The sequence below is a fragment of the Pseudomonas sp. S12(2018) genome (assembly GCF_024355235.1).
Lineage (GTDB): Bacteria > Pseudomonadota > Gammaproteobacteria > Pseudomonadales > Pseudomonadaceae > Aquipseudomonas > Aquipseudomonas palmensis.
The window spans coordinates 45,496-60,618 of record NZ_QLAD01000005.1 but is presented as its reverse complement, the minus strand read 5'-3'; the positions used below and the strand labels follow the sequence as shown (position 1 = coordinate 60,618).

13 protein-coding genes are annotated in these 15,123 nt (G+C 65.3%); 3 read left to right on the top strand and 10 right to left on the bottom strand.

Features of this window, described 5'->3' with window-relative positions; all coding sequences use genetic code 11:
• Positions 1-164: 164 nt before the first annotated feature.
• The 4 genes from DN388_RS13190 to DN388_RS13175 form a co-directional block, all read right to left on the bottom strand.
• Positions 165-566, bottom strand: a complete 402-nt coding sequence (locus tag DN388_RS13190; protein ID WP_043859906.1) for a biopolymer transporter ExbD — start codon at positions 564-566, stop codon at positions 165-167.
• 1 nt (position 567) lies between these two features.
• Entirely contained in the window at positions 568-1,290 is a 723-nt protein-coding gene (locus tag DN388_RS13185) for a MotA/TolQ/ExbB proton channel family protein (protein WP_043859905.1), read from the bottom strand.
• Between the two features lie 29 nt (positions 1,291-1,319).
• The gene (locus tag DN388_RS13180; RefSeq protein WP_255000255.1) at positions 1,320-2,120 is read right to left on the bottom strand and encodes an energy transducer TonB; all 801 of its coding nucleotides are present in this window, start codon (positions 2,118-2,120) and stop codon (positions 1,320-1,322) included.
• Positions 2,121-2,372: 252 nt separating this feature from the next.
• The gene (locus DN388_RS13175) at positions 2,373-4,712 is read right to left on the bottom strand and encodes a TonB-dependent receptor (protein WP_255000252.1); all 2,340 of its coding nucleotides are present in this window, start codon (positions 4,710-4,712) and stop codon (positions 2,373-2,375) included.
• A 144-nt stretch (positions 4,713-4,856) separates the two neighbouring features.
• Between DN388_RS13175 and DN388_RS13170 the strand changes: the two genes are divergently transcribed.
• Together DN388_RS13170 and DN388_RS13165 are read left to right on the top strand one after the other, a co-directional pair.
• Positions 4,857-5,801 carry a LysR family transcriptional regulator gene (locus tag DN388_RS13170; RefSeq protein ID WP_043859902.1) on the top strand — a complete coding sequence of 315 codons (945 nt, stop codon included), beginning with the start codon at positions 4,857-4,859 and terminating at the stop codon, positions 5,799-5,801.
• Between the two features lie 100 nt (positions 5,802-5,901).
• Positions 5,902-7,500: an alkaline phosphatase family protein gene (locus tag DN388_RS13165; protein WP_255000250.1), complete on the top strand. Its 1,599-nt coding sequence runs from the start codon at positions 5,902-5,904 to the stop codon at positions 7,498-7,500.
• 119 nt (positions 7,501-7,619) lie between these two features.
• Here the strand turns inward: DN388_RS13165 and DN388_RS13160 are convergent, their stop codons facing one another.
• From DN388_RS13160 to dibA, 6 genes are all read right to left on the bottom strand, one after another.
• Positions 7,620-8,609: a sulfate/molybdate ABC transporter ATP-binding protein gene (locus DN388_RS13160; protein WP_255000248.1), complete on the bottom strand. Its 990-nt coding sequence runs from the start codon at positions 8,607-8,609 to the stop codon at positions 7,620-7,622.
• Positions 8,610-8,612: 3 nt separating this feature from the next.
• Positions 8,613-9,485: a sulfate ABC transporter permease subunit CysW gene (gene cysW, locus DN388_RS13155; RefSeq protein WP_043859899.1), complete on the bottom strand. Its 873-nt coding sequence runs from the start codon at positions 9,483-9,485 to the stop codon at positions 8,613-8,615.
• Positions 9,486-9,499: 14 nt separating this feature from the next.
• Positions 9,500-10,318 (bottom strand): sulfate ABC transporter permease subunit CysT, encoded by an 819-nt coding sequence (gene cysT / locus DN388_RS13150; protein WP_043859898.1) that lies wholly within the window; start codon positions 10,316-10,318, stop codon positions 9,500-9,502.
• An 87-nt stretch (positions 10,319-10,405) separates the two neighbouring features.
• Complete coding sequence (locus DN388_RS13145; RefSeq protein WP_043861301.1) at positions 10,406-11,413, bottom strand: sulfate ABC transporter substrate-binding protein; 1,008 nt, start codon at positions 11,411-11,413, stop codon at positions 10,406-10,408.
• A 45-nt stretch (positions 11,414-11,458) separates the two neighbouring features.
• Positions 11,459-11,641 carry a sulfur starvation response protein OscA gene (oscA, locus tag DN388_RS13140; protein WP_007941032.1) on the bottom strand — a complete coding sequence of 61 codons (183 nt, stop codon included), beginning with the start codon at positions 11,639-11,641 and terminating at the stop codon, positions 11,459-11,461.
• A 236-nt stretch (positions 11,642-11,877) separates the two neighbouring features.
• Positions 11,878-13,773, bottom strand: coding sequence for a phosphodiesterase DibA (gene dibA, locus DN388_RS13135; RefSeq protein ID WP_043861302.1), 1,896 nt, complete (start codon positions 13,771-13,773; stop codon positions 11,878-11,880).
• A gap of 150 nt (positions 13,774-13,923) precedes the next feature.
• Between dibA and desA the strand changes: the two genes are divergently transcribed.
• On the top strand, positions 13,924-15,108 hold the full coding sequence (gene desA / locus DN388_RS13130) for a delta-9 fatty acid desaturase DesA (protein WP_043861303.1): 1,185 nt from the start codon (positions 13,924-13,926) through the stop codon (positions 15,106-15,108).
• Positions 15,109-15,123 lie beyond the last annotated feature (15 nt).

Below are 15,123 nucleotides of genomic sequence, written 5' to 3'. Positions count from 1 at the left end.
AAAGGAATAAGAAGCTATTTATTAATAACCAAAACTGCTTTCCGAATGCTGTGTGCAACCCTGTGGGAGCTGGTATCGGCGCCCTCGGAACGGGCATAAAAAAAGGGGCCGTCCCCTGCCAGGATACGGCCCCCGAATGCGTTGCCCTTACCGTTGCATCGTGTTCAACGCGCGGTGATCACCGAAAGCTTGGTGATCCCCGCCCGCTCGATCGAGGCCATGGCGCGCGCCACTTCCCCATAATTCACACCGTCGTCCGCCTGCAGTTGCACGCGTACCTCCGGGTCCTTGGCCTTGGCCGCCTGCAAGCTGGTCTCCAGCAAGTCCGGCTGGATCTCGTCCTTGTTGATGAACAACTTGCCGCCCCCATCGATGCTCACCACCAGCGGGTCCTTCTGCTCCACCGGGGCCACGGCCTCGGTCTTGGGCAGGCTGATCGGGATCGCGTTGGTCAACAACGGCGCGGTCACGATGAACACCACCAGCAGCACCAGCATCACGTCCACCAGCGGCGTCACGTTGATCTCGCTGAGTACCTCGTCACTGTCCTGGGTAGAAAAGGCCATGTCAGGACGCCTCTTTCACAGGTTGGCCGCTCACTGTTGCAGCTTTGTGAAGCGCAGGGTGCACCAGCACGCGGAAGGCACTCTTCTGCGCCAGGCTGTAGAAGTCGTGGGCAAAGTCGTCGAGGTCGGCCGCCGTGAGTTTCAGGCGACGCAGGAAGTAGTTGTAAACCAGCACCGCCGGCACCGCGACCGCGATCCCCACACCCGTGGCCACCAGCGCCGCACCAATCGGCCCGGCCACGGTTTCCAGGCTCGCCGAGCCCGCCGCACTGATGCCCTTGAGCGCTTCCATGATGCCCCACACGGTACCGAACAGGCCGATGAACGGCGACGTGCTGCCGATACTGGCCACCACCGCCAGGCCGGTTTCCAGCGAGCGGCGCTCACGCACGATCTGCTGGCGCAGGGCGCGTTCGAGGCGGTCCTGGTGGTTGATCGCCTGGCTCAGGTCATTGGCCTGGCCGGGCTCGCCCACCGCGATGGCGGCGTAGCCGGCCTGGGCCACGCGGGCGGCAGCGCCGGGCTGGGTCTGGGTGAGTTCGGCGGCCGAATCAAGGCTTGAGGCCGCCCAGAACTGCTTGTGGAAGCGCTTGTCCTGGTTCTTCAGGCGGGCGAACTGCAAGCCCTTGACCAGGGCCAGGCCCCAGGTCGCGACGGAAAACACCACCAGCAGCCAGATCACCGCGCTTTCGATGGATTCAAGGGGGGATGCCAATACACTCATGATGGTTTCTCTCTGTTAGCGCGAAATTTTTAGCGAATCTTGAAATCGATCGGCACGCTGACCCAGCCCGCCTGGGCCACTTCGCCCTGCTTGGCCGGCACGAAGCTCCAGCGCTTTACCGCCGCCAGCGCGGCGTCGTCGAGCTGCTGGCGACCACTGCTCTTCTGCAACTGGATCTCGCCAGGCTTGCCGCTGGGCAACACATGCACCCGCAGCAGCACGGTGCCTTCCCAGCCGCGACGCTGGGCCAGCGACGGGTATTCCGGCGCCGGGTTCTTCAGGTACGCCGCGCTGGCCGAAGCCGGGGTCACCGGCGCCGGGGCAGGTGGCGCAGGCGGGGCGGCAGGTTGTGGCGGTGCCGGCGGCGGCTCGACCGGTTTGGGCGCAGGCTTGGGCTCGGGCTTGGGCACCGGCTTTGGCTTGGGCTTGGGTACCGGCTTGGGCGGTGGCGGCGGCTTGACGGCCAACTCGTCGACCACCGGCGGTGGCGGCTCCACCACAGGCTCGGCCGGCGCCGGGGGCGGCGGCTCGACAACCGGTGGCGCCGGCTGGGAAAACTCGATGGTCATCGGCGGGATTTCCGGTGGAACCACCGGCAACACCGGGGCCGGTGCCTGGCTGACCCAGTAGGCCACGGCACCATGCAGCACCAGCGCGAAAACCCCGAGCAGCACCTTCTCGCGGCCCTTCAAGGCACTACGCGGGGTGCGCTGCAAGCGCTGTTGCGCCAGCGGCAACCGGTGCGGCCGACCGAGGTCGACCAGCTCGCCGCCCGGCGCCTGGCGCCAAAGCACATCGAGAGCACTGGCGGCGGTCTGGACATTACCCATTGATCAACTCCTGGGAGGTTCGGTGCATGTGCATCGAAGGCCGCCCGGTCTGGCCGGCCTTCGCTGAGGTGGATGATCGACGCGTGCTGCTTATCTCTTAAAGTAATCTTTAAAGTTATGGATAGAACCTGATCGCATATACAAAACCGCTGAACCGCTCTAGCCCGCGCCAATCAAGGGCTGGAGGGCATTGCTGATCTGGCAATGCCTTTGCGGCATCGAAAATATTCGCCAAAGGCATCGAAAAACCCCTCAGAAGTCATAGCGACCGGTCACGCCCAGGGTCCGCGGGGTGCCGAGCAGCCCTTCGTAGCCGCCGTTGGCGGCGCTCCACAGGGTGGTGTAGTAGGTCTTGTCGAAGGCGTTCTTCAGCCATAGCGACACGTCCCACTGCCCGCCCCCGGCATCGCCGCGCAGGCCGGTACTGAGGTTGACCACGGCGTAGCTGGGGATCTGCGCGAAGTCCGAGTCCTCGACCGTGCCCACCGCCCTGGAGCGGAACGCATAGCTGGCGGTGACATAGGGCTGCAGGCCGTTGTCCAGGTCCCACTGGTACTGGCCGTTGGCGTTGGCGATCCATTTGGAGGCGCCGACCACCTGATGCCCGCTGAGGTCGCAGGCGGCCGGGGCACCCGGTTGCAGAGCCACCTCCGGCGCGCACGGGGCGTCCTTGTAGGCGAGGTAGCGCACGTCGTTGAACGAGCCGTTGAGGTTCAGCGTAAGGCCGCGCAGCGGCACCAGGGTGCTGTCGAACTCGACCCCGCGTGAGCGCACCGAGCCTGCGTTGGTCAGGTACTGCACGCGGTTGGCGTCGTCGTAGGCGTTGGTCTGGTAGCCGTTGACCTGGGTCCAGAACAGGTTGGCGTTCAGTTGCAGGCGGCGGTCCCACAGGGTGCTCTTGAAGCCCAGTTCGGCGTTGTTGGCGCGCTCGGTGCCGATCAGCAACGAGTCGGCGCCAGCCACCGGTGCGGTGCCCACCGCCAGGTTGACCCCGCCGGACTTCTCGCCGTGGGACAGCGTGGCGTAGCCCAGCAGGTCGTCGGTGAAGCGGTAACTGAGGTTGAGCAGGCCCGAGGGGCTGGTGCTGTACTGGTTGAGGTCGCCCGAGTCATACGCACCGGCCCGTCCCTGGCGTACCGCTGCCGCCGCCCCGCTGACCGCAGCGCCGCCCACCGGGGCGCTGCGGTTGACCCAGGCGCTTTTCTCTTCGTAGGTGCCGCGTATCCCGGCGGTGAAGTCCAGGCGCGGGGTGAGGTGCCAGGTGCCCTGGCCGAACAGGGCGAAGCTGTCGGTCTTGATGTGCCCCTTGCCCACCGAGCTGACGTTGGCCAGCGCACCGGTCGGCGTGCCGTTCCACACGTCGGCCTGGGGGCCGTAGAAGGCGAAGGACTTGTTGTCCAGGTTGGAGCCGAAGTAGTACGCGCCCAGTACGTAGTCGAAGAAGCCGCCCGTGGGCGAGGCCAGGCGAAATTCCTGGGAGTACTGCTTGTCTTGCACCGACACCCCGGCGTTGTAGGTCGCCGGCACATCCAGGCCGTCGTCGTTGCGCGGGGTGAAGTCCCACCAGCGGTAGCTGCTGATGGAGGTCAGGGTGAAGTCGTTGTCCAGGGTCCAGTTGGCCTCCAGCGAGGTGCCGCCCTGGAACACCGTTACCTTCTGGTCGTCGTCCAGGTTGACCTTGCGGTGGCGGCCGTCGACCAGCGTGGCGCCGGCCGCCGCCGCACGGTTTTCATAGCGGTTGACGCCGTTGATGGTCGGCCCGGTGCTGTACAGCACGCGGGTGCCGGCGCTGGAGTCTTCCTCGTTGTAGTCGCCGATCCAGCGCAGGTTGAACCGCTCGCTGGGCTTGTACAGCAGTTGCCCGCGAAAGCCCTGGCGCGCGCCACCGTTGAGGGTGTGGCCGTCGTGCTCGTTGCTGATGTCGCCGTCGCTGCGCGTGCGGTAGGCCGAGAAGCGGCCGGCCAGGGTCTCGGTGAGCGGGCCGGAAAGCGTGCCCTTGGTCTGGAAGTAGCCGTCCTTGCCCACCGAGGCCTCGATGCTGCGCTCGGGGGTGAAGCTGGGCGCACGGGTGCTGATGTTGATGACCCCCGCAGTGGTGTTCTTGCCGAACAGGGTGCCCTGGGGGCCGCGCAGCACTTCGAGCTGCTCGATGTCCATGAGGTCGAACACCGCCATGCCGGGGCGGCCGAGGTAGACGTTGTCCAGGTACAGCCCCACGCTGCCTTCCAGGCCGTCGCTGGCCGGGTTGTTGCCCAGGCCGCGGATCGACACGCTGGACTGGCGCGCATGCATGTAGGCCACGTTGACGCTGGGCACCAACTGCTGAAGGTCCTGGATGCGGTACACGCGCTGGCTTTCCAGGGCCTGGCCGTCGAGCACGCTCATCGGCGTGGGCACGTCCTGGGCGCTCTCTTCACGTCGGCGCGCAGTCACGGTGACGGCCTTGAGCTGGCTGTCGGGCTTGACCTCGGGCGTCGCGTCGGTGGCCGCCTGGGCCGGCAGCCAATGCGCGCTGCCGGCCAGCAGCAAGGCCAGCGGCAGGCGCTTGAGCCGTCGGGAAGACAAGGGTGCGGCGGGGGAAGACGGGCGCATGGGCGGCTCCTGGGCAAGGAATTGATATTCCTTAAAGTTATTTATTTATGATTTCACATATGTTTACTGCATAAGAGATTGCCTTTATAAGGAGTGCAGCCGAGGCAGAGCAAATGCATTTGCCCGATACTTTTCATGTGAAAAATGCATATCGACCTACGCCAGCTTCGCCACCTGATCGCGCTTGCCGAGCACCGCAGTTTCGTGGCGGCGGCGAACGCGGTGAGCCTTTCGCAATCGGCCTTCAGCCGTAGCATCCAGGCCCTGGAACACAGCGCCGGGTGCCTGCTGGTGGACCGGTCGAGCAAGGAGCTGGCGCCGACCAAGCAGGGCCTGGTGGTGCTCGAACATGCACGCCGGCTGGTCAGCGGCGCGCACCAGTTGAGCAACGAGATCAGCCAGTTCAACGGCCTGGAGGCCGGCGAGCTGCGCTTTGGCTGCGGCCCGGCGCCGGCCGCCGGGCTGGTGCCGCGTGCCATCGGCACGTTCATCGGGCGCTACCCCAGGGCACGGGTGCGCTTTCAGGTGGATGACTGGCAGAACCTGGACAAGCGCCTGCTGGCCGAGGAGTTCGAGTTCTTCGTGGCCGACACCCGCCGCTTCGAGGCCGACCCGGCCTACCACACCGTGCGCCTGCGCCCGCGCCGCTGGCACTTCTGCTGCCGCGCCGCGCACCCGCTGGCGCAACTGCCGAGCGTCAGCGCCGAGCAACTGCTGGCCTACCCCCTGGCGGTGACCCTGCGCCCGCCCAACCTGCGCAAGGTGATCAGCGACCTGAGCGGGCGCCCGGACTTCACCGCCAGCGTCGAGTGCGAGAACGGCTACAGCCTGCTGGGGGTGGTGCTGAACTCCGACGCGATCGGCATCTGCAGCGCCAACAGCGATGCGCTGCACAGCGCAGCCCAGCAACTGGTGCGCCTGAACATCGACGGCCTGCACGACGACTGCGAGGAGCTGTACACCCGCTACGGCATCGTCAGCCGTGCGCGCCAGCGCCTGTCGCCGCTGGCCGAGGCAATGATCGCGCAGATCGTCGCCACCGATCAGGCCGACCAGGACCTGTGCAACCTGGAGCGCCTGGCCATCTGAGGTGTTGCGCCGGGCGCATCGAAGGTATTCGGCAAATGCGCTTGTGGTCGCGTGGCGTGCAGGGCGAAATCACCCACCAGACTTTCAACCGGTGAGCGCCATGACCCAACCTGCCCCCGTGCGCAACGTGCTGTACATCATGTGCGACCAGCTGCGTCGCGATTATCTGTCGTGCTACGGCCACCCGCACCTGCACACGCCCAACATCGACCGCCTGGCCGCTGCCGGGGTGCGCTTCAGCCGCGCCTACACCCAAGGCACCATCTGCGGGCCGTCGCGCATGTCGGCGTACACCGGGCGCTATGTGAGCAGCCACCAGGTGGCCTGGAACAGCGTGCCGCTGCCGCTGGAGGAGCTGACCCTGGGCGACTACCTGCGCCCGGCCGGCATCCGCACCGCGCTGGTGGGCAAGACCCACGCCACGCCGAACCTTCAGGCGCAGCAGCAGCTGGGCATCGACGCCGACATGGCCAGGCAGCTCGATGAAGTGGGTTTCGAAGCCTATGTGCGCCATGACGGTATCTACCCCGACGACCCGCAGTTCGCCGACAAGCGCGAGAGCGCCCCATACACCCGTTACCTGCGCGAACACGGCTATGGCGGCGACAACCCCTGGCACGACTGGGCCAATGCAGCGCAGGGCGAAGACGGCGAGGTGCTCAGCGGCTGGCACATGCGCCACGCCGACCGCCCCACGCGCCTGCCCGAGCAGCATTCGGAGACGGTGTACACCACCGACCGCGCCATCGACTTCATCACCGAACAGGGCGAGCAGCCGTGGTGCCTGCACCTGTCGTACATCAAGCCGCACTGGCCGTACATTGCGCCGGCGCCGTACCACGCGCTGTATGGCGCGGCGCAGGTGCTGCCGGCGGTGCAGGGCGGGCGCAGCGATCACCCGGTGTATGGCGCGTTCCGCCAGCATCAGGAGAGCGTGAACTTCTCCCGCGAGGAGGTGCGCCTGAAGGTGATCCCCACCTACATGGGGCTTATCAGGCAGGTGGACGACCAGCTCGGACGGCTGTTCGAAGTGCTTCGACGCACCGGGCGCTGGGACGACACGCTGATCGTGTTCACCAGCGACCACGGTGATTTTCTGGGCGACCACGGGCTGGGGGAGAAGGAGTTTCTGCTGGAGCAGGCGGTGGGTGTGCCGTTGATCGTGCGCGACCCGCGTGGGGCGGCAGATGCCACCCGCGGCACGGTGGATGCGCGGCTGGTGGAGACCATCGATGCGCTGCCGACGTTTCTGGACGCACTGGGATTGCCAGGGGCCGAGCATCGGCTGGAGGGGCGGTCACTGGTACCGTTGCTGCACGGTACGGCGCAGGGATGGCGCGAATACGCGATTGCCGAGTACGACTATGCGTTCCAGACCCCGGCGCGGGAGCGGCTGGGGCAGCCGATCGACCGTTGCCGCATGACCATGGTGCGCAGCGAGCGCTTCAAGTACATCGCGTATGACGGCTTCAGGGCGCAGCTGTTCGACCTGCAGGAAGACCCGCAGGAGCGGCACGACCTGGGCGATGATCCGGCGCATGCCGGCGTGCGCGAGGTGCATCAGGGATACCTGTTGCAGTGGCTGCGCGGGCTCAAGCGCCGCACCACGATCAGCCATGCGGAGATCGAGCGGCGGGGGGAGCGGTTCCGCTACGGGGAGCCGCAGGCGGACAGCGTGGTGAAGATCGGGGTGTGGTGAGGCGGGCCGCTTCGCGGCCCGTCGCGGGTCAAGCCCGCTCCCACAGGTACTCCACTGCCCCTTGAATCAGTGATATCCCTGTGGGAGCGGGCTTGACCCGCGATGAGGCCCGTGAGGCCTCAGATACTGCCGACCTTCTGCCACACCTTCGGCTTGAAGAACAACGTCTCGCCTCGGGCCAACCCAGTCAGGCTGTCGTGGTCCTTGACCACCTCGGCCTCGATCAGCTCGCTCTGCCCTTCCACCTTCAGCGTCACCCGCGTGGTCGCGCCCAACGGGCGGATGTCACGCACTTCAGCTGCGTGGTGGCCTTCCACCTCCTGCCGCGACAGCGACACTTCGTGCGGACGAAACAGCACGTGCTGGTCCTCGCTCAGGTGCAGGCGGTTGGAGTCGCCCAGAAAGTGGTAGACGAAGTCGCTGGCCGGGTTCTCGTATACCTCGCCCGGCGAGCCGATCTGCTCGATCACGCCCTTGTTCATCACCACGATACGGTCGGCCACTTCCATGGCTTCTTCCTGGTCGTGGGTCACGAACACCGAGGTCAGGTTGATGTCTTCGTGCAACCGCGCCAGCCAGCGACGCAGCTCCTTGCGCACCTTGGCGTCCAGCGCACCGAACGGCTCGTCCAGCAGCAGCACCTTGGGCTCTACCGCCAGCGCCCGCGCCAGGGCGATACGCTGGCGCTGGCCACCGGACAGTTGCTCGGGGTAGCGGTCGCTGAGCCAGTCCAGCTGCACCATGTTCAGCAGCTCGTGGACCTTCTCGGCAATGCGCGTCTCGTTCGGGCGCTCGCCCTTGGGCTTCATGCGCAGGCCGAAGGCGACGTTGTCGAACACGCTCATGTGGCGAAACAGCGCGTAGTGCTGGAACACGAAGCCGACGTTGCGATCACGCACGTCGTGCCCCGACACGTCCTCGCCATGGAACACGATGCTGCCCTGGTCCGGCGTCTCGAGCCCGGCGATGATGCGCAGCAGGGTGGTCTTGCCGCAGCCGGACGGGCCCAGCAGCGCTACCAGCTCGCCGCTGTGGATATCCAGGTTGATGCTGTCCAGGGCCTGGAAAGCGTTGAAGCGCTTGCTGACGTTACGAACTTCGATCGACATGAATTATTCCTCCGCGGCGCTGTGGCGCAGGCGGTTAATGCGGGACTCGCTCCACTGCTTGAGCAGCAGGATGAAGAGCGCCAGGATCAGCAGCAGGCTGGCCACGCTGAAGGCCGCGACATGGTTGTATTCGTTGTAGAGGATCTCGACATGCAGCGGCAAGGTGTTGGTCACCCCGCGAATATGCCCGGACACCACCGACACCGCACCGAACTCGCCCATCGCGCGCGCCGTGCACAGCACCACGCCATAGATCAGGCCCCATTTGATGTTGGGTACGGTGACGTGCCAGAACATCTGCCAGCCGTTGGCCCCGAGCAGGCGTGCGGCCTCCTCTTCCTGGGTGCCCTGCTCCTGCATCAGCGGGATCAGCTCGCGCGCCACGAACGGCACGGTGACGAAGATGGTCGCCAGCACGATGCCGGGCAGGGCGAACACGATCTGGATGTCATGGTCCTGCAGCCACGGGCCGAAGAAGCCCTGGGCACCGAACATCAGCACGTAGACAAGACCGGCGATCACCGGCGACACCGAGAACGGCAGGTCGATCAGGGTCACCAGGATGCTCTTGCCGGGGAAGCTGTACTTGCTCACGCACCACGCCGCGCTGACCCCGAACACCAGGTTCAGCGGCACCGAGATGGCCACCGCGATCAGGGTGAGCTTGAGCGCCGACAGCGCGTCGGGCTCGAAGATCGCCTCGAAGAAGGTGCCCAGGCCCATCTTCAGGCCCTGGGACACCACGATGAACAGCGGCAGCAGCAGAAACAGCGCGAAGATCAGCCAGCCGAGGCCGATCAGCACGCGCCGTGAAATCGCGCTGCCACGGCGGGCAGCGTTGGCCGAAGCGGCCACACCAACAGATGATGCAGACATGGGTCAGGCCTCCTTCACGGGGTTTCGATGCGCCGCTGCAACAGGTTGATCAGCAGCAGCAGGATGAAGGAAACCACCAGCATCATCACGCCGATGGCGGTGGCGCCGGTGTAGTCGTACTGGTCGAGCTTGACCATGATCAGCAACGGCAGGATCTCGGTCTTCATTGGCATGTTGCCGGCGATGAAGATCACCGAACCGTACTCGCCCACACCCCGTGCGAAGGCCAGCGCGAAGCCGGTCAGCCAGGCCGGCAGCAGCGCCGGCGCCAGCACGTAGCGGAACACCTGCAGCGGCTTGGCCCCCAGGCACGCGGCGGCCTCTTCGACCTCGCGCGGGATGTCGGCCAGCACCGGCTGCACCGTGCGCACCACGAACGGCAGGGTCACGAAGGTCAGCGCCAGGGTGATGCCCAGCGGCGTGTAGGCGATCTTGAAGCCCAGGTCGGTGGCGAACTGGCCCACCAGACCGGACGGCGCATACAGCGCGGTCAGGGCGATGCCAGCCACCGCGGTGGGCAGGGCGAACGGCAGGTCGATCATCGCATCGATGACCTTGCGCCCTGGGAAGGTGTAGCGCACCAGCACCCAGGCCAGCAGCGTGCCGATCACGCCGTTGATCAGCGCCGCATAGAACGCGGTGCTGAAGCTGAGCTTGAGCGCGGCCAGCACCCGGGGTGCGGTGACGATGGTCCAGAACTGGTCCCAGGTGAGCTGGGCGGCATGGATGAACATGGCCGCCAGCGGTATGAGCACTATCAGGCTGAGGTACACCAAGGTGTAGCCCAGCGTCAGCCCGAAGCCGGGTATGACGGGGGAGATACGACGCGACATAGAAGTCCCTGGTTTAACGCACGAAGCCCGAGACGAATCCCGGGCCCATGCTGGCTACTGAATGGCGATTATCCTAACGGCCACGCATCACTGCGCCGTGTAGATCTGGTCAAACACACCACCATCGTTGAAGAACTTGGGCTGCGCAGTTTTCCAGCCACCGAAGTCTTTGTCGATAGTCACCAGTTCGAGTTTAGGGAACTGCTTGGCGTATTCGGCAGCGACCTTCTCGTCACGCGGGCGGTAGAAGTTCTCGGCGGCGATCTTCTGGCCGGCCGGGCTGTACAGGTACTTGAGGTATTCGGTGGCGATCGCGGTATTGCCCTTTTTCTCGGCGTTCTTGTCCACCACCGCCACCGGCGGCTCGGCCAGGATCGACAGCGACGGCACGACGATGTCGAACTTGTCGGCGCCACCGTCTTCCTTGAGGGCCAGGAAGGCTTCGTTTTCCCAGGCCAGCAGCACGTCGCCCTGACCGTTGTTGACGAAGGTGATGGTCGAGCCGCGGGCGCCGGTGTCCAGTACCGGCACGTGCTTGAACAGCTCCTGCACGTATTCCTGGGCCTTGGCTTCGCTGCCGCCGGCCTTCAGGCCGTAGGCCCAGGCGGCGAGGAAGTTCCAGCGCGCGCCACCGGAGGTTTTCGGGTTGGGCGTGATCACCGACACGTCCTTCTTGATCAGGTCGCCCCAGTCCTTGATGCCCTTGGGGTTGCCCTTGCGCACCAGGAACACGATGGTCGAGGTGTACGGGGTGCTGGCGTCGGGCAGGCGGGTCTGCCAGTTCTCCGGCAGGGTCTTGCCGAGCTTGGCGATTTCGTCGATGTCGCCGGCCAGGGCCAGGGTCACCACGTCGGCGCGCAGGCCGTCGATCACCGCACGGCCCTGCTTGCCCGAGCCACCGTGGGACTGCTGGATCTTGACCTTGTCGTCCGGGTGCGCCTGCTGCCAGTGCTTGATGAATTCGGCGTTGTACTGCTGATACAGCTCGCGGGTGGGGTCATAGGACACGTTCAACAGCTCGTAGTCCTTGGCGATGGCGGAACCGGCAAACACGGCACTGGCCAGTGCGGCCAGGGCATAACGGCGGATGGACATGGTGAAGCTCCCGATTGGCGTATTTTTTCTAATTAGAGGGCTGAATCAGCTGGGCTTGTTGCCTGGATTCTGCAGGCGGAATTTTTCCTTGCGTTCGATCTGCACGACCTGGGCGTTGTGCACGGTGATTTCCACCGCGCCGAAACGCAGGTCGCGCAATGCGCTCTGGATCTCGCGCAGAATGGTGGCTTCGTCCTGTCCGTCAACGCTACGCAGAGATGCGCTCATGCTCGTGCTCCTGGAAATAAGGGGTGCCGTGCAGCTGCATCTGAAGGGGACGACTGCGCCTGGCTTGAGGGCAATCTTAGAGAGGGTGGAATATTCTTAAAAATACTATTTAAGAATTTTTATATAACTAAAAAGTGCAGAGGCGGGCTGCTTTGCAGCCCATCGCGGGTCAAGCCCGCTCCCACAAGGTTCTCCACCGGCCCCTGTGGGAGCGGGCTTGCCCCGCGAAAGGGCCCTCAGGACCAGCGCAGTTGCTGCGCCGGCACCGGTCGACCGTACCAGTAGCCCTGGCCCATGTCGCACTGCTGCTCCAGCAGGAAGCGCGCCTGCTCGGCCTCTTCGATGCCCTCGGCCTGGATCTGCATGCCCATGCTGCGCGCCAGGGCGATGATCACCCGCACGATGGCGACGTCATCATCGTCATGGGGCAGGCCCGCCACGAAGCCCTGGTCGATCTTGAGCTTCTGCACCGGCAGGCGCTTGAGCCGCAGCAGCGAGGAGTAACCGGTACCGAAATCGTCGATGGCCAGTTGCAGGCCCAGCTCGCGCAGGCGGTGCAACTGCTCCAGCGCCACCTCGGGGTCTTCCATCACCGCGCTTTCGGTCACCTCGACCTCCAGCCGCGCCGGGTCCAGCCCGGTGTCGTGCAGCACCTGGGCCACCAGTTGGTACAGGCTGCGCTTGCCGAACAGGCGGCTGGACACGTTGACCGCGACAAACCTCAGGGCCTTGCCCTCGGCCTGCCACTGCACCATCTGCTGGCAGGCCTGGCGCATCACCCAGGTGTCGATCTCGGCAATCAGCCCGGTGCGTTCGGCAATCGGGATGAACTCGCCCGGCGGCACCAGCCCGCGCTCGGGGTGCTGCCAGCGCACCAGTGCCTCGACGCCGATCATGGCACCGGTGAGCAGGTCGTGCACCGGCTGGTAGTACACCCGCAGCTCCTGCTGCTCCAGGGCACGGCGCAACTCGCCGGCCGTCTCGACCCGCTGCTGGGCATGGGCGGTCAGCTCCTCGGTGTACAGGGCGTACCCCGAGCGGCCATTGCCCTTGGCCTTGAACAGCGCCGAGTCGGCGTTGCGCAGCAATTGCTCGGCGCTCAGCGCATCGCTGGGGAACAGGCTGATGCCGATGCTGACGCTGGTGAACAGGCGATGGTGGTCGAGCTCGAACGGCTCCTTGAGGCAATCGATGATGCCTTGCGCCAGGGCAGCGGCCTGGCCGACCTGAGCGCAGTTCTCGGACAGCACGGCAAACTCGTCGCCGCCCAGCCGCGCCAGGGTCATGCCGGTGCCCAGTTGGGCCAGCAGGCGTTCGCTCACGGCCTTGAGCAACTGGTCGCCGGTGTTGTGGCCGAGGCTGTCGTTGATGCTCTGGAAGTGGTCCAGGTCCAGCAGCAACAGGGCACAGCCGCGCTTGTTGGCCTGGGCCGCAGCCAGGGTCTGCTTGACCCGGTCGTTGAACAGCAGGCGGTTGGGCAGGTCGGTGAGCGGGTCGTGGTGCACCAGGTGCGCCAGCTCGCGCTCGGTGTGCTTGATCGCGCTGATGTCGCTGAACACCGCCACGTAATGGGTCAGCTGGCCGCTGTCGTCGTGAATGGCGCAGATGGTCTGCCACTGCGGGTAGATCTCGCCATTCTTGCGCCGGTTCCAGATTTCGCCGCTCCATTCGCCCTTCTCGGCCAGGGTGGCGAATATCTGCTGGTAGAACGCGGTGTCGTGGCGGCCCGACTTGAACTTGCTCGGGCGCTGGCCCAGCACCTCGTCCTTCTGGTAGCCGGTGATCTGCATGAACGCCCGGTTGACGTGCACGATCAGGCCGTCGCGGTCGCTCACCAGCACCCCTTCGAGGGTGCTGTCGAACACCGCTGCGGCCATGCGCAGGCGCTCGCGGTCCTCGCGGCGCAGGCGCGCACCCACGCCGATGAAATTGAGCAGGCGCCAGCGCGACACGAAGATCAGTGCAGCGCTGCAGCCCATCCACGCGTAGGCGTTGATCAGCTCCCAGCGTGCCAACTGGGCGGGATCATCGAAAAGATTGCTCAGTATTTGATCAGACAGCACCAACCACATGACCGACAGCACCAGATACAGCGCGGACATACGCAGGGCGTCTCGAACGGATACAGACATAGAGTCGCTGGAACCCAGGGCAAAATGATGGCCATTATAGGGGTAGAAATATCCCGTGACCTCCTATCTAAAACGCCGACTGGTTTTATTTAGTAGGGTAGGGATAATACTTTGCGCTGTTTCTTTCGCTTTACGAGGGCCCACCCGCCTATGTGGTACAACGGTTTTCTCGACCTGTCAGCCTGGCAACTGCTGGCCGTCACCCTGCTGATGACCCACGTGACGATCGTCGCGGTCACGGTTTATCTGCACCGCTATTCCGCGCACCGCTCCCTGGAGCTCAATGCCGGGCTCAAGCACTTCTTCCGCTTCTGGCTGTGGCTGACCACGGCGCAGAACACCCGCGAATGGACCGCCATCCACCGCAAGCACCACGCCAAGTGCGAAACCGTCGACGACCCGCACAGCCCGGTCATCAAGGGCCTGTCCACGGTGCTGCGCAAGGGTGCCGAGCTGTACCGCGAAGAGGCGCAGAACCCCGAGACCCTGCGCATCTACGGCAAGAACTGCCCCGAGGACTGGATCGAACGCAACCTGTACTCGCGCTACAAGCTGGGCGGCATCGCGCTGATGGCGCTGATCGACGTGCTGCTGTTCGGCACCATCGGCATCACCATCTGGGCAGTGCAGATGATGTGGATTCCGTTCTGGGCCGCCGGCGTGGTCAACGGCCTGGGCCACGCGGTGGGCTACCGCAACTTCGAATGCCGCGATGCCGCCACCAACCTGGTGCCGTGGGGCATCATCATCGGCGGCGAAGAGCTGCACAACAACCACCACACCTACCCCAACTCGGCCAAGCTTTCGGTCAGGCGCTGGGAGTTCGACATGGGCTGGGCATGGATCAAGCTGTTCACCTGGCTGCGCCTGGCCAAGGTGCAGCGCGTGGCACCCATCGCGCACCGCGTCGAGGGCAAGGGCCAGCTCGACATGGATACCGCCATGGCGATCCTCAACAACCGCTTCCAGATCATGGCGCAGTACCGCAAACTGGTGATCGCGCCGCTGGTCAAGCAGGAGCTGATGCGCGTGGACGACTCGGTGCGCCACCAGTTCCGCCGCGCCAAGCGCCTGCTTTCGCGTGAGCCGAGCCTGCTCGAAGACCGCCACCACCAGCGCATCGAGTCGATGCTGGCGCACAGCCAGGCACTCAAGACCATCTACGAGAAGCGCCTGGCCCTGCAGCAGATCTGGGCACGCACCAGTGCCAACGGCCACGATATGCTGGCCGCGATGAAGGACTGGGTACACGAGGCCGAGGCCAGCGGTATCCAGTCGCTGCGCGACTTCGCCGCACAGCTCAAGACCTATTCGCTACGCCCTGCCCTGGCCTGACGCCGTTGATCAGCG

What these genes read in the sequence shown, in the direction of transcription:
- DN388_RS13190 (WP_043859906.1), bottom strand. Translation starts at nt 566, where the DNA reads ATGGCCTTTTCTACCCAGGACAGTGACGAGGTACTCAGCGAGATCAAC.
- DN388_RS13185 (WP_043859905.1), bottom strand. Translation starts at nt 1,290, where the DNA reads ATGAGTGTATTGGCATCCCCCCTTGAATCCATCGAAAGCGCGGTGATC.
- DN388_RS13180 (WP_255000255.1), bottom strand. Translation starts at nt 2,120, where the DNA reads ATGGGTAATGTCCAGACCGCCGCCAGTGCTCTCGATGTGCTTTGGCGC.
- DN388_RS13175 (WP_255000252.1), bottom strand. Translation starts at nt 4,712, where the DNA reads ATGCGCCCGTCTTCCCCCGCCGCACCCTTGTCTTCCCGACGGCTCAAG.
- DN388_RS13170 (WP_043859902.1), top strand. Translation starts at nt 4,857, where the DNA reads ATGCATATCGACCTACGCCAGCTTCGCCACCTGATCGCGCTTGCCGAG.
- DN388_RS13165 (WP_255000250.1), top strand. Translation starts at nt 5,902, where the DNA reads ATGACCCAACCTGCCCCCGTGCGCAACGTGCTGTACATCATGTGCGAC.
- DN388_RS13160 (WP_255000248.1), bottom strand. Translation starts at nt 8,609, where the DNA reads ATGTCGATCGAAGTTCGTAACGTCAGCAAGCGCTTCAACGCTTTCCAG.
- cysW (WP_043859899.1), bottom strand. Translation starts at nt 9,485, where the DNA reads ATGTCTGCATCATCTGTTGGTGTGGCCGCTTCGGCCAACGCTGCCCGC.
- cysT (WP_043859898.1), bottom strand. Translation starts at nt 10,318, where the DNA reads ATGTCGCGTCGTATCTCCCCCGTCATACCCGGCTTCGGGCTGACGCTG.
- DN388_RS13145 (WP_043861301.1), bottom strand. Translation starts at nt 11,413, where the DNA reads ATGTCCATCCGCCGTTATGCCCTGGCCGCACTGGCCAGTGCCGTGTTT.
- oscA (WP_007941032.1), bottom strand. Translation starts at nt 11,641, where the DNA reads ATGAGCGCATCTCTGCGTAGCGTTGACGGACAGGACGAAGCCACCATT.
- dibA (WP_043861302.1), bottom strand. Translation starts at nt 13,773, where the DNA reads ATGTCTGTATCCGTTCGAGACGCCCTGCGTATGTCCGCGCTGTATCTG.
- desA (WP_043861303.1), top strand. Translation starts at nt 13,924, where the DNA reads ATGTGGTACAACGGTTTTCTCGACCTGTCAGCCTGGCAACTGCTGGCC.